The following is a 14249-nucleotide window of genomic DNA, read 5'->3' on the forward strand; positions in this document are numbered from 1 at the left end:
TCACCGTCCGCCGACGGCTACGGCAGAGGCTGCGGGGGCCGGGGCCCCGTGTACTGCCCGCTCGGCCTGATGCGGAGCGGGCGCTCCTCGTACTCCTCCAGCGCGTGGGCGACCCAGCCCGCGGTCCGGGCCACCGCGAACACGGTCTCGCCCGCCTCCGCCGGCATGCCGGCCGAGACCGACAGGACGGCCAGCGCCAGATCGATGTTGGCGTGCAGCGGGGTGTGCCGCGCCGTCGTGGCCACCACCTCGCGGGCCGCCGCCAGTGCCCCGGCGGCCTGCGGGACCCGCGCCAGCAGCTCGAACAGGAGCGTCGCCCGGGGGTCCTCGCCCCGGTAGAGCCGGTGGCCCAGGCCCGGCACCCGCCGCCCGGTCCGCAGATGATCGGCGACCACGGGGACCGCGCTGCCCCGGTCCACCGCCTCCTGGAGCATGCGGTGCGCCAGCCCGCTCGCCGCCCCGTGCAGCGGCCCCTCCAGCACGCCGAGACCCGCCGAGACGACGGCGTACGGGTGGGCCCGCGCCGAGGCGGCGACCCGGGCGGCCAGCGTGGAGGCCGCGAGATCGTGGTCGATGAGCAGGGCGAGCGCCGCGTCCAGCACCGCCGGCGCAGGGGCGTCGGCCGCCCGCGGGGTCAGCCGGGACCACAGCTCCCGCGCCAGGGAACTCCCCTCGGGCGCCGGTTCGCCCAGCAGCGGAAGCGCGCCCACCAGGGTCGGGATCAGGCCGCGCGCGCTGTTCAGGACCGCGTCGGGCGACAGGTCGAACCGCAGCGGGTCGGTGGCCGCCGCAGCGGTCACCGCGACCCGCAGCCGGTCCGTCGACCCGGCGTGCGCGGGCAGCGCGTCGACGGCCCGGCGGGCCGCGGCGAGGGGGACGGCGGGGGCGGTGAAGCGCGCGCCCGAACGCCGCCGACCCGTCCACAGCCACTCGGCGACCTCCTCGTAGCCGTACCGCCCGGCCAGCTCCGTCGCGTCGACCCCGCGGAAGTAGCACCGGTCGTCCTCGATGAGCGTGATGCCGGTACGGAAGGCGAGGTCGCCCCCGGCGGGGGAGGGCTCCCGGCGCCCCGACCGCCGCGCCAGCGCCCGCACCTCGTCGGCGTCGAACGTGCTGCCCCGCCCCCCGGCGGCCCGGACGCTGCTCAGCTGGCCCCGGCTGACGTAGGCGTACACCGTCTCCGGCTTCACGCCCAGCAGCTCGGCCGCCTCACGGGTGGTGAGCCGGGGGGCGCCGTGCCGGTCGGTCTCTGATGGATCCGTCATGAGGACACCGTATCCATCGAGCATTGATATTGATTCAATCAACATTGACAGAACTTCCGTCAAGCATGGACAGTCGAATCAATGTCACATGTACGGAAGAGGGAACAGCCATGACCACCAGCCCCGACGCCCCCGCCGTACCCCGCGGCCTCGCCGGAGTCGTCGTCACCGACACCGGACTCGGCGATGTCCGCGGCCGCGAGGGCTTCTACCACTACCGCCAGTACGCGGCGATCGAGCTGGCGGAGAACCGCAGCTTCGAGGACGTCTGGTACCTGATGGTCCACGGCGACCTCCCCGACCGGGCGGCCGCCGCCGACTTCGCCGCCCGCACGGCCGCGCTGCGCACCCTGCCCGCCGAGGTGAGTGCGGCCCTGCCCGCCATCGCCCGCGCGAGTGCCGCCTCGGGACCGCTCGCCGGACTGCGCACCGCGCTCTCCCTGCTCGGCGCCTCGGCCGGTTTCCGACCGGTGTACGACATCGACGCCGGGCACCGGCGCGAGGACGCCCTCGCCGCCTGCGCGGCCGTCCCCACGATCCTGACGGCCCTGCACCGTCTCGGCCGGGGTCTGGAGCCGGTCGCACCGCGCGCGGACCTCCCGCACGCCGCGAACTACCTGTACATGCTCACCGGGTCGGAGCCCGGACCCGAGCAGGTCCGGGCGATCGAGCGGTACCTCGTCTCGACCGTCGACCACGGCTTCAACGCCTCCACCTTCACCGCCCGGGTCGTCGCCTCCACCGGAGCCGACGTCGCCGCCTGCCTGGTCGCGGCGGTCGGCGCGCTCTCCGGACCGCTGCACGGCGGAGCCCCCAGCAGGGCCCTGGACACCCTCGACGCCATCGGCACCCCGGACCGCATCGACGGCTGGATCCGCGAGCAGGTCCTCTCCGGCCGACGCATCATGGGCTTCGGCCACCCGGTCTACCGCACCGAGGACCCGCGCTCCCGCATGCTCAAGTCGATCGCGCGGGGCTTCGGCGGCCCGCTCGTCGACTTCGCCGTCGAGGTGGAGGCCCAGGTCGAGGCGATCCTCGCCGAGCTCAAGCCGGGCCGGGAGCTGCACACCAACGTGGAGTTCTACGCCGGAGTGGTCATGGAGCTGTGCGGCCTGCCGCGCGCGATGTTCACCCCCACCTTCTGCGTGGCGCGGGCGGTCGGCTGGAGCGCCCATATCCTGGAGCAGGCGGAGGACTCGAAGATCATCCGCCCGGCGGCCCGCTACGTCGGCGCACCCCCGCCGCAGCCGGTCCCGGCTCCCTGACGACGCCCCCAGGAAGGCCCCCGTTGACCCCGCCCCGCACCCAGCAGATCCCGGTCGTCGTCCTGGCGGGGTTCCTCGGCTCAGGCAAGACCACGCTCCTGAACCACCTGCTCCGCAACCGGGCGGGGACCCGGATCGGCGTGGTCGTCAACGACTTCGGGGCCATCGAGATCGACGCCATGACCGTCTCCGGCCAGGTCGGCTCCACCGTCTCCCTGGGCAACGGCTGCCTGTGCTGCGCCGTGGACGCGAGCGAACTCGACACTTTCCTGGAGACGCTGACCCGGCCCTCCGCACGGCTGGACGTGATCGTCATCGAGGCGAGCGGCCTCGCCGAGCCGCAGGAACTGGTGCGCATGCTGCTGGCCAGCGACAACCCGCACATCCTGTACGGGGGTCTCGTCGAGGTCGTCGACGCGGCGGAGTTCGAGGCCACCCGGCAGCGCCACCCCGAGCTCGACCGCCATCTCGCCGTCGCCGACCTCGTCGTCCTGAACAAGACCGACCGGGTGGGGGAGGAGGAGCGGGAGCGGCTGCGCGCGACGGTCGCGGAGCTGAGCGGTCCGGCTGCGGTGATCTCCGCCGTGCACGGCCGGATCGATCCGGAGCTGCTCTTCGATCCCGCGCTGCGGCCGGACGACGGGGAGATGGCCGGTCAGCTGAGCTTCGAGGATCTGCTGCGCGGGGACGACCACGACGCGCATGAGGGGTGCGACGACCAGGAAGGGTGCGACGGGCACGGCCACGGCGGTCCGGGAGGCGGTCACGACGGCCATCTCCACGCCGCGTACGAGAGCGTCGAGTTCACCTCCGACGTCCCGCTCGACCCGCGCCGCTTCATGGCGTTCCTGGACTCCCGCCCCGAGGGGCTCTACCGGATCAAGGGGTTCGTCGACTTCGGCGCGGGGGACCGGGACAACACCTACGCGCTGCACGCGGTCGGCCGCTTCCTGCGCTTCGTCCCCCGGCCCTGGGCGCGCGGCGAGCGACGCCTCACCCAGCTCGTCATGATCGGCGCGGGCACCGACGCCGAAGCGCTGCGCCGCGGCCTCACCGCCTGCCGCGCGGAGGAACCGGCCCCCGGGGGCGCGGCCGAGGACCCCGCCGTCATCGAGCGCGCCATGTGGGGCGTCCTGCGGTACGTCCCCCGCAACGAGGACGCCGACGAGGCGCCCGAAGTCGCCGGCGAGCAGCGGGAAGCGGCCGCGGAGGTGTGACACCCCGGGACCGCTCCCCGCCGTACGGACACCGCGAGCGGAACCGTACGGGGGACGGGAGCGGCCCGTACGGGGACGGCGTTACAGCGGCGGGCCCGCGATCACGGCCACCTTCTCCAGCAGCGGCGTGCCCGAACCGTCCCGCCTCGGGTCCGGCTCCGGCAGCTTGGCCGGGGTGCCGTTCTTCTGCGCGGCCCGGGCCGGGGCCGGACCCGCCCAGGCGAAGACCAGCACGTCCTCGCCCTTCAGGAACCGCTGACAGCGCACCCCGCCGGTCGCCCGGCCCTTGCGCGGGTACTGGTCGAACGGGGTGAGCTTGGACGTCAGCACCGAGTCGTCCAGCGTCCCGTGCGAACCGGCCACCGTGAACACGATCGCCTCGGACGCCGGGTCCACCGCCGAGAACGACAGCACCTCGGCCCCCGCCGCCAGCTTGACGCCCGCCATGCCCCCGGCGGGCCGCCCCTGCGGGCGCACCGAAGCCGCCGGATAGCGGAGCAACTGCGCGTCGGAGGTGATGAACACCAGATCCTCCTCGCCCGTACGCAGCTCGGTCGCCCCGACGATCCGGTCACCGTCCTTGAGGGTGATGACCTCCAACTCGTCCTTGTTGGCCGGGTAGTCCGGCACGACGCGCTTCACCACGCCCTGGAGGGTGCCGATCGCCAGCCCCGGCGAGGACTCCTCCAGCGTGGTGAGGCAGATCAGCTCCTCGCCCGCCTCCAGCGTCAGGAACTCGGAGATCTGCGCGCCGCCGGAGAGATTCGGCTCGGCGTGCGTATCCGGGAGCTGCGGCAGGTCGATCACCGAGAGCCGCAGGAGCCGGCCCGCCGAGGTGACCGCACCGACGTCGCCGCGCGCCGTCGCCGCCACCGCCGAAACGATCACGTCGTGCTTGGTGCGCCGGGCGTCCTCGGAGATCTCGACCGGCTCAGCGTTCGCCGTACGGGCCAGCAGACCCGTGGAGGAGAGCAGCACCCGGCACGGGTCGTCCGCCACCTCCAGCGGCACGGCCGCGATCTGCGAACCGGCCGACTCCAGCAGCACCGTGCGACGGTCCGTGCCGAACTTCTTCGCCACGGCCGCCAGCTCCGCGGAGACCATCTTGCGCAGCTCCGCGTCCGACTCCAGGATCGCGGTCAGCGCCTCGATCTCGCTGTTCAGCTTGGACCGCTCGTCCTCCAGCTCGATCCGGTCGAAGCGGGTGAGCCGGCGCAGCGGGGTGTCCAGGATGTACTGCGTCTGGATCTCGCTCAGCGAGAAGTGCGCCATCAGACGCTCCTTCGCCTGCGCGGAGTTGTCGCTGTCCCGGATGATCCGGATGACCTCGTCGATGTCGAGGAGCGCGACGAGGAGGCCCTCGACCAGGTGCAGCCGGTCGCGGCGCTTGGTGCGGCGGAACTCGCTGCGCCGGCGCACCACCTCGAAGCGGTGGTCGAGGTAGACCTGCAGCAGCTCCTTGAGGCCCAGGGTGAGCGGCTGGCCGTCGACCAGCGCCACGTTGTTGATGCCGAAGGACTCCTCCATCGGCGTCAGCTTGTAGAGCTGCTCCAGCACCGCTTCCGGAACGAAGCCGTTCTTCACCTCGATGACCAGACGCAGCCCGTGCGCCCGGTCGGTCAGGTCCTTGACGTCGGCGATGCCCTGGAGCTTCTTCGCCGAGACCAGGTCCTTGATCTTGGAGATCACCTTCTCCGGGCCGACGGCGAAGGGGAGTTCGGTGACGACGAGGCCCTTGCGCCGGGCCGTCACGTTCTCCACGGCGACGGTGGCGCGGATCTTGAACGTGCCCCGGCCCCCCGTGTACGCGTCCTTGATCCCGCCGAGCCCCACGATGCGGCCGCCGGTGGGCAGGTCGGGGCCGGGGACGAACCGCATCAGCGTCTCGACGTCGGCGCCCGGGTGCTTGATCAGGTGCCGGGCGGCGGCGATGACCTCGCCCAGATTGTGCGGCGGCATGTTGGTGGCCATGCCCACGGCGATCCCGGACACCCCGTTGACCAGGAGGTTGGGGTAGGCGGCCGGGAGGACGACCGGCTCGCGCTCCTGGCCGTCGTAGTTCGACTGGAAGTCGACGGTGTCCTCGTCGATCGCCTCGGTCATCAGCGAGGTCGCGTCGGCCATCCGGCACTCGGTGTACCGCATGGCGGCCGGCGGGTCGTCGTTGCCGAGCGAGCCGAAGTTGCCGTGACCGTCGACCAGGGGCAGCCGCATCGAGAAGGGCTGCGCCATCCGCACGAGCGCGTCGTAGATCGAGGCGTCGCCGTGCGGGTGCAGCTTGCCCATCACCTCGCCGACGACACGGGCGCACTTCACATAGCCCCGGTCGGGCCGCAGGCCCATCTCGTTCATCTGGGACACGATGCGCCGGTGCACCGGCTTCATGCCGTCGCGGGCGTCGGGCAGGGCCCTGGAGTAGATCACCGAGTACGCGTACTCGAGGAAGGAACCCTGCATTTCGTCGACGACGTCGATGTCGAGGATCTTCTCCTCGAAGTCGTCCGGAGGCGGGGTCTTCGTGCTACGGCGGGCCATCGCGGCTGCGACTCCTTCACGGATTCTGTTCGGGCGACCTGAGCTTGTTCGGTCCAACACGGGCTGCTGACGCGGTCCATTGTGGACCTCCGGACTGACAACGCCGACCTCGACCCGTCCGAAGCGGTCCAGACGGCCCGCCCGCCGGGCGTCCGCCACACCATCGACGGAAACTTCCGCGGAACGGGAACTTCGCCAGGTGCCGGTGCGCTTGCTTAGAGTGGCAGGTCTGGCAGGAAGTCCAGTATCGCGATCGAAGGGACGTACATGCCCATGGGTCACACGGCCACCGCACAGGCCGGCTCCGGCGGCTTGACAGCGACCGAGCACCGCCTGGCCAACGGCCTGCGTGTGGTGCTCTCCGAGGACCATCTGACCCCGGTCGCCGCGGTCTGCCTCTGGTACGACGTCGGCTCGCGCCACGAGGTCAAGGGCCGCACCGGCCTGGCTCACCTCTTCGAGCACCTGATGTTCCAGGGCTCGGGCCAGGTCAAGGGGAACGGCCACTTCGAGCTGGTCCAGGGGGCCGGCGGCTCGCTCAACGGCACCACCAGCTTCGAGCGGACCAATTACTTCGAGACCATGCCCACCCACCAGCTGGAGCTGGCGCTCTGGCTGGAGGCGGACCGCATGGGCTCCCTCCTCGACGCCCTCGACGAGGAGTCCATGGAGAACCAGCGCGACGTCGTCAAGAACGAGCGGCGACAGCGCTACGACAACGTGCCCTACGGCACCGCGTTCGAGCGGCTGACCGCCCTCTCCTACCCCGAGGGCCACCCCTACCACCACACCCCGATCGGCTCCATGGCCGACCTGGACGCGGCCACGCTGGAGGACGCCCGCGCGTTCTTCCGTACGTACTACGCGCCCAACAACGCGGTGCTCTCCGTGGTCGGCGACATCGACCCCGAGCAGACGCTCGCCTGGATCGAGAAGTACTTCGGCTCCATCCCCTCCCACGACGGCAAGCAGCCGCCGCGCGACGGGACGCTGCCCGGGATCATCGGCGAGGAGCGGCGCGAGCTCGTCACCGCCGAGGTGCCGGCCCGCGCCCTGATGGCGGCCTACCGCCTGCCCCACGACGGCACCCGCGCCTGCGACGCCGCCGACCTGGCGCTCACCGTGCTGGGCAGCGGCGAGTCCTCCCGGCTCCACAACCGCCTGGTCCGGCGCGACCGTACGGCGGTGGCGGCGGGCTTCGGACTGCTGCGGCTCGCCGGCGCCCCCTCGCTCGGCTGGCTGGACGTGAAGACGTCCGGCGGCGCCGAGGTGGCGCAGATCGAGGCCGCGGTCGACGAGGAGCTGGCCCGGTTCGCCGCGGAGGGACCCACCGCGGAGGAAATGGAGCGGGCCCAGGCGCAGTTGGAGCGAGAGTGGCTGGACCGGCTCGGCACGGTCGCCGGCCGCGCCGACGAACTCTGCCGCTACGCCGTCCTGTTCGGCGACCCGCAGCTCGCCCTGACCGCCGTCGGCCGGGTCCTCGACGTCACCGCCGAGGAGGTCCGCGCCGCCGCCGAGGCGTCCCTGCGCCCCGACAACCGGGCGGTGCTGGTCTACGAGCCCGTCGAGCCGGCCGATGACGCCGACGGCGAACAGGCCGGCGAGGGCACCGACGACGCGCACGAGGGGGCGGCCAAGTGAGCGACGCCGCCGTGACTGGAGTAGCCATGGAGTTCCACCCGCAGCCCACGCCCGGCACGGCCCGCCCCTGGGCCTTCCCGGAGCCCGAGCGCGGCGCGCTGCCCAACGGGCTGACCGTGCTGCGCTGCCACCGCCCCGGACAGCAGGTCGTCGCGGTGGAGATCTTCCTGGACGCGCCGCTGGAGGCCGAGCCCGAGGGCCTGGACGGCGTGGCCACGATCATGTCCCGGGCGCTCTCCGAGGGCACCGACAAGCACAGCGCCGAGGAGTTCGCCGCCGAGCTGGAGCGCTGCGGCGCCACGCTCGACGCCCACGCGGACCACCCCGGCATCCGCGTCTCCCTGGAGGTCCCGGCCTCCCGTCTGGCCAAGGCCCTCGGCTTGGTCGCCGAGGCGCTGCGGGCCCCGGCCTTCGCCGAGAGCGAGATCGAGCGCCTCGTCGGCAACCGCCTCGACGAGATCCCGCACGAGCGGGCCAACCCGTCGCGCCGCGCCGCCAAGCAGCTCTCCAAGGAGCTGTTCCCGGCCGACGCCCGGATGTCCCGGCCGCGCCTGGGCACCGAGGAGACGGTCCGGCGGATCGACGCGGCCGCCGTGCGCGCCTTTTTCGAGGCGCACGTCCGCCCGTCCACCGCGACGGCCGTCGTGGTCGGCGACCTCACCGGCATCGACCTGGACGCGCTGCTTGCGGAGACCCTCGGCGACTGGTCGGGCGACGCCGGACAGCCCCGGCCGGTGCCGCCGATCACCGCGGACGACACCGGCCGCGTGGTCATCGTGGACCGCCCCGGCGCGGTCCAGACCCAGCTGCTGATCGGCCGCATCGGCGCCGACCGGCACGAGCGCGTCTGGCCCGCGCAGGTGCTCGGCACCTACTGCCTGGGCGGCACCCTCACCTCCCGGCTCGACCGGGTGCTGCGCGAGGAGAAGGGCTACACCTACGGGGTGCGCGCCTTCGCCCAGGTGCTGCGCTCCTCCGGCCCCGACTCGGGCGGCGCCGCCATGCTCGCGATCAGCGGCTCGGTGGACACGGAGTCCACCGGACCGGCGCTGGACGACCTCTGGAAGGTCCTGCGGACGCTGGCCGCCGAGGGGCTGACCGACGCCGAGCGCGAGACGGCCGTGCAGAACCTGGTGGGCGTGGCCCCGCTGAAGTTCGAGACCGCGGCCTCCGTCGCGGCCACGCTGGCCGACCAGGTCGAGCAGCACCTCCCCGACGACTACCAGGCCCACCTCTACGCCCGGCTCGCCGAGACCGGGACCGTGGAGGCGACCGCCGCCGTCGTCAACGCGTTCCCCGTCGACCGGCTCGTCACGGTCCTGGTGGGGGACGCCTCGCAGATCGAGGAGCCCGTCCGGGCGCTCGGCATCGGCGAGGTGTCGGTCGTCCCCGGCTGACGCTCTCCTGCGGTACCACCGCGAACGGGACCCCGACGAAGGGCATTTCGTCGGGGTCCCGCTTTTTGTCCATTTACTCCCGCTCGCACCCTTTGGGGTACACGGTTCTGTTCTGGCCTGTGGGATGTGCGACAAATCCCCTTGTCCGTTTGGAGGCGGAGAGGCGGCCCGCCTAGCGTCGGCTCGGCTGTCCGCCACCCTTGTGCCGCGTCCGTGGCGCCGGGCAGCCATCGCCGAGTCCCCGTCAGGCGCGAGCCTGGGGAGCCGGGGACCCACCGCAGTCCCTGGGGTGAATCGGAGACCCGAGCCGTGAACCGGCGCGGGGATCCGTAGGAGACCTTCCTGCTCCGAACCCGTCAGCTAACCCGGTAGGCGAGAAGGAAGGAAAGGATCAGCCTCTTCATGGCGTTCACCCGTGCCACCGGGAAGCACCGTGCCCCGAGCCGCCTCACGCGCCGGAGCGCCCGGGCCGCCGGCATCGCGGCCCTGGCCACCACCGGAGTCATCGGCTCGCTGTCCTCCCCGGCGCTCGCCGCGGACACCGAGTCCGCCAAGGTCACCGAGACCGGCCTCTCCCAGGCCATCGGCCTCGACGCCACGATCGCCGACCGGATCGAGGCCCAGGCCGACGCCCAGAAGCGGCAGGCCGACGAGGTCGACCGCCTCAAGGCCAAGGCAGAGGCGGAAGCCCGCGCCAAGGCGGCCAAGGCCAAGGCGAAGGCGGAGGCCGAGCGCAAGGCCGAGGCCCGTGCCAAGGAGGTCCGCGAGGAGAAGGCCCGCGCCGCCCGTGCCGCCGAGCGCGCCCGGCTCAACGCCTTCCACCTCCCGGTCGCCGGTTCCCACGTCACCACCGGCTACAAGAGCGGCGGTTCGCTCTGGTCGTCCGGCAGCCACTCCGGCGTGGACTTCATGGCCGCCTCGGGCAGCTCCGTCGTCGCGGTCGGCGCCGGTACGGTCGTCGAGGCCGGCTGGGGCGGCGCGTACGGCAACAACATCGTGCTCCGGATGGCGGACGGCACGTACACCCAGTACGGCCACCTCTCCTCGATCGGCGTCTCGGTCGGCCAGAGCGTCTCCTCCGGCCAGCAGATCGGCCTCTCCGGCTCCACCGGCAACTCCACCGGCCCGCACCTGCACTTCGAGGCCCGCACCACCCCCGACTACGGCTCCGACATGGACCCGGTCGGCTACCTGCGCTCGCACGGTCTGAACGTCTGACGCGACCCCGCACGAAACCGCTCGAAGGCCCCGGCGCCCGCCGGGGCCTTTCGGCGATTCCGGCCAGAAGATATCCCCGAATTCCGGCCCGCCATCGGAAATTCCGGCGGATTGCCCTAGAGTCGCCGGGACAGACGGAGGACGGCCGCATTTCGCGGGGGTCGAGGCGGAGGTTCGAATCATGCGTGTACCCGCGCATTCGGTATGCACGGCCATTCGCGACGACATCGTCTCCGGCGCCCACCCGCCCGGCAGCCGCCTCACCGAGGAGCTGCTGGCCCGCCGCTACGGAGTCTCCCGAGTCCCGGTCCGCGAGGCGCTGCGCACACTGGAGTCCGAAGGCTTCGTGGTGACCCGCAGACACGCCGGGGCCTGCGTCGCCGAGCCCACCGCCCGGGAGGCGGCCGACCTCCTGGAGATGCGGACGCTGCTGGAGCCGCTGGGCGCGGCACGCGCCGCCGAGCGCCGCTCCGAGGCCCACCTCAAGGTGTTGCGGGGCCTGGTCCGGCTGGGTCAGGAGCGGGCCCGCCGCGGCGAGGCAGAGGACCTGCGCGCCCTCGGCGGCTGGTTCCACGAGACCCTCGCCCAGGCGTCCGGCAGCCCCGGCCTCGTCGCGCTGCTCACCCAGCTCCGGCACAAGACCGCCTGGATGTACACGGTCGAGCAGCCTGCCCGCCCGGCCGACTCCTGGGCCGAGCTCGGCGCGATCGTGGACGCGGTGGCACGCGGCGACGCGGACCGGGCGAGGGCGCTCAGCGCCCGGCACGCCGAGCGCGCCGCCGGGTTCCACCGGCTGCGCCGGCCGGACCTCCCCGGGCGCCGCACCCCGCCCGCCGCCCGTGTGAGGAGTTCGCAACACGGCGTAAACACCGCGGGCGTACGCCCTTAACGGAGAAGCCGTACACAGGAATGTGCACGGAAATGTGCACAGGAATCCGTGCGGGAATAGGGGAAAGCGGCAACGGGTCCGGCTCCGCCCGCGCTCCGGAATTCCCGCAATTCGTCACCGCCCACACGAAAGAGCCGTGACCCGGAAGGGGTCACGGCTCTTTCGCATGCGCGCCCGGCCCGGCGGCGGGGGCGGAGCGGAAAGGGTTCAGACGGTCTCGGGAAGCTCTTCCAGCCCCTCGGCGACCAGCTTCGCCAGCCGGTCCAGCGCGGCCTCGGCGCCGTCCGCGTCGGACGCGAGCACGATCTCCTCGCCGCCCTGCGCGCCCAGACCGAGCACGGCCAGCATGGAGGCGGCGTTCACCGGGTTGCCGTCGGCCTTGGCGATGGTCACGGGGACGCCGGACGCCGTGGCGGCCCGGACGAAGATGGAAGCGGGGCGGGCGTGCAGGCCCTCGGCCCAACCGACGTTGACGCGGCGCTCAGCCATGGTTCTGCCCTTCACAAATCAACGGTTGTCTAGACCAGTCTCTCATGCAGTGCGTGGTGCTGTGCCCGGCCTCCTGCCCGGGTCCGCGCTCCGGATGCCCAGGTCCGGGCCTCCTCGGACCGCCCCGGCACCGCACCCTCCGCGACCGGGATCCCCGCCGTAGGCTTTGCGCATGGAGCCCAAGCCCGAGCAGAGTCCGCATCACGCGTACCCCGACCACTGGGAAGCGGACGTGGTGCTCCGCGACGGCGGCACCGCACGCATCAGGCCGATCACCACGGACGACGCCGAGCGGTTGGTCAGCTTCTACGAGCAGGTGTCCGACGAGTCGAAATACTACCGCTTCTTCGCCCCGTATCCCCGGCTATCCGACCGGGACGTGCACCGCTTCACCCATCACGACTACGTCGACCGGGTGGGTCTGGCCGTCACGATCGGCGGCGAGTTCATCGGAACCGTCCGCTACGACCGTATCGACGACCGGGGCCGCCCCGCCTCCGCCCCCGCCGACGAGGCCGAGGTCGCCTTCCTCGTCCAGGACGCCCACCAGGGCCGCGGCGTCGCCTCGGCGCTGCTCGAACACATCGCGGCGGTCGCCCGCGAACGCGGGATCCGGCGGTTCGCCGCCGAGGTGCTTCCCGCGAACAACAAGATGATCAAGGTCTTCCGGGACGCCGGGTACACCCAGCGACGCAGCTTCGAGGACGGCTCCGTCCACCTCACCCTCGACCTCGAACCCACCGAGGAGTCCCTCGCCGTCCAGCGCGGCCGCGAACAGCGCGCCGAGGCCCGCTCGGTGCAGCGCCTCCTCGCCCCCGGCTCCGTCGCCGTCATCGGCGCCGGCCGCACCCCCGGCGGGGTCGGACGCACGGTCCTGCGCAACCTCCTCGCCGCCGGCTACACCGGACGCGCCTACGCGGTGAACCGCGCTTTCGACGAGGGCCTGGCCACGCTCGACGGCGTCCCGGCCCACCGTTCGCTCGGCGAGATCGACGAGCAGGTCGACCTCGCGGTGATCGCGGTCCCCGCCCACCAGGTCCCCGAGGCCGTCGCCGACTGCGGTGAACACGGCGTCCAAGGCCTGGTCGTCGTCTCCGCCGGATACGCCGAGCGGGGCGCCGACGGCCGCGAACTCCAGCGCGAACTGGTTCGCCAGGCCCGCTCGTACGGCATGCGGATCATCGGCCCCAACGCCTTCGGGATCATCAACACCGCCGAGAACGTCCGGCTGAACGCCTCACTTGCCCCCGAGTCTCCCGCACGCGGCCGGATCGGCCTGTTCACCCAGTCCGGCGCGATCGGCATCGCCCTGCTCTCCGGCCTCCACCGGCGTGGCGCCGGACTGTCCTCGTTCATCTCGGCGGGCAACCGGGCCGACGTCTCCGGCAACGACTTCCTCCAGTACTCCTTCGAGGACCCGGACACCGACGTCGCCCTGCTCTACCTCGAATCGCTCGGCAACCCCCGCAAGTTCACCCGCCTCGCCCGCCGCACCGCCGCCGTGAAGCCCGTCGTCGTGGTGAAGGGCGCCCGGCACAGCGGCACCAACCCGCCCGGCCACGCCGTCCCGGTCAGCCGCATCCCCGACGCCACGGTCTCCGCGCTGATGCGCCAGGCCGGCGTCATCCGCGTCGACACCGTGACCGAGATGGTCGACGCCGGGATCCTCCTCGCCGGCCAGCCCCTGCCGTCCGGCCCCCGGGTCGCCATCCTCGGCAACTCCGAGTCCCTGGGCCTCCTGACGTACGACGCCTGCCTCGCCGAGGGACTGCGCCCGCGCCCGCCGATCGACCTCACCACCGCCGCCTCCCCGCAGGACTTCCGGGACGCGCTGGCCGAGGCGCTCGCGGACGCCACCTGCGACGCCGTGATCGTCACCGCCATCCCGTGGGTGGGGGAGGACGGCGAGGCCGAGACCGGTGACGGCCAGGTGCTCGCGGCCGCCCTGCACACGGCCGTGGCCGGGGGCTCGGCCAAGCCGGTGGCCGTCGTCCACGTGGAGATCGGCGGCCTCGCCGAGGCGCTGGCCGCCGCGAGCAGCACGGCGGCCCCGCGCCAGCGACCCACCACGGCCAGGACGGCACCCCCGGAAGCGTCCACGGACCGCACGGCGTCCACGGACCGCGAGGGGGCCACGGGCCGTACGACGGACACGGACCGTACGACGGCGAGCGCCCCGGCAGCCCCCCCCCCCCCGGCCGCCCCCGCCGCCCCCGAGGCGACGCCCCCCGCCCCCGAGGACCGGCCCCGCCCCGGCGAGGGCCCCGGTCCCCCCGGGGGCGCCCGCGACCGCGTCGGCCCCGCCCCCCGCCCCGCGCGCGTGCCAGGCGGGC

General features: G+C 73.0%; 10 protein-coding genes and 1 riboswitch. Of the genes, 7 read left to right on the forward strand and 3 right to left on the reverse strand.

All coding sequences use genetic code 11. The features are described from left to right. Positions 1–17: 17 nt before the first annotated feature. Positions 18–1265 carry a citrate synthase gene (locus IF19_RS0127035; RefSeq protein WP_030118639.1) on the reverse strand — a complete coding sequence of 416 codons (1248 nt, stop codon included), beginning with the start codon at positions 1263–1265 and terminating at the stop codon, positions 18–20. A 110-nt stretch (positions 1266–1375) separates the two neighbouring features. Between IF19_RS0127035 and IF19_RS0127040 the strand changes: the two genes are divergently transcribed. Both IF19_RS0127040 and IF19_RS0127045 read left to right on the forward strand, forming a co-directional pair. After that, positions 1376–2530, forward strand: a complete 1155-nt coding sequence (locus IF19_RS0127040; RefSeq protein ID WP_030118640.1) for a citrate synthase/methylcitrate synthase — start codon at positions 1376–1378, stop codon at positions 2528–2530. A 23-nt stretch (positions 2531–2553) separates the two neighbouring features. After that, a complete protein-coding gene (locus tag IF19_RS0127045) occupies positions 2554–3747 on the forward strand; it encodes a CobW family GTP-binding protein (RefSeq protein WP_030118641.1) in 1194 nt (397 codons plus the stop codon). 81 nt (positions 3748–3828) lie between these two features. On the opposite strand, the gene IF19_RS0127050 is transcribed toward IF19_RS0127045, so the two are convergent. Next, positions 3829–6282, reverse strand: a complete 2454-nt coding sequence (locus IF19_RS0127050; protein WP_030197419.1) for a DNA gyrase/topoisomerase IV subunit A — start codon at positions 6280–6282, stop codon at positions 3829–3831. Positions 6283–6549: 267 nt separating this feature from the next. Here IF19_RS0127050 and IF19_RS0127055 point away from each other — a divergent pair, with 267 nt between their 5' ends. The 4 genes from IF19_RS0127055 (at position 6550) to IF19_RS0127070 (ending at position 11427) form a co-directional block, all read left to right on the forward strand. Next, positions 6550–7923, forward strand: coding sequence for a M16 family metallopeptidase (locus IF19_RS0127055; protein ID WP_030277260.1), 1374 nt, complete (start codon positions 6550–6552; stop codon positions 7921–7923). A gap of 26 nt (positions 7924–7949) precedes the next feature. Further along, positions 7950–9320 (forward strand): M16 family metallopeptidase, encoded by a 1371-nt coding sequence (locus IF19_RS0127060; protein ID WP_030118645.1) that lies wholly within the window; start codon positions 7950–7952, stop codon positions 9318–9320. A gap of 221 nt (positions 9321–9541) precedes the next feature. Beyond that, positions 9542–9709: riboswitch (cyclic di-AMP (ydaO/yuaA leader) on the forward strand. A 13-nt stretch (positions 9710–9722) separates the two neighbouring features. Next, positions 9723–10538: a M23 family metallopeptidase gene (locus tag IF19_RS0127065; protein ID WP_030118646.1), complete on the forward strand. Its 816-nt coding sequence runs from the start codon at positions 9723–9725 to the stop codon at positions 10536–10538. Between the two features lie 181 nt (positions 10539–10719). Beyond that, entirely contained in the window at positions 10720–11427 is a 708-nt protein-coding gene (locus IF19_RS0127070) for a GntR family transcriptional regulator (RefSeq protein ID WP_030118647.1), read from the forward strand. Positions 11428–11634: 207 nt separating this feature from the next. Here the strand turns inward: IF19_RS0127070 and IF19_RS0127075 are convergent, their stop codons facing one another. Next, positions 11635–11916: an HPr family phosphocarrier protein gene (locus IF19_RS0127075; RefSeq protein WP_030118648.1), complete on the reverse strand. Its 282-nt coding sequence runs from the start codon at positions 11914–11916 to the stop codon at positions 11635–11637. Between the two features lie 172 nt (positions 11917–12088). Here IF19_RS0127075 and IF19_RS0127085 point away from each other — a divergent pair. Further along, a partial coding sequence (locus tag IF19_RS0127085) for a GNAT family N-acetyltransferase (RefSeq protein ID WP_248782508.1) occupies positions 12089–14249 on the forward strand: 2161 nt, incomplete at its 3' end.

The organism is Streptomyces californicus (assembly GCF_000717645.1).
In the GTDB taxonomy this organism is placed as follows: Bacteria; Actinomycetota; Actinomycetes; order Streptomycetales; family Streptomycetaceae; genus Streptomyces; species Streptomyces californicus.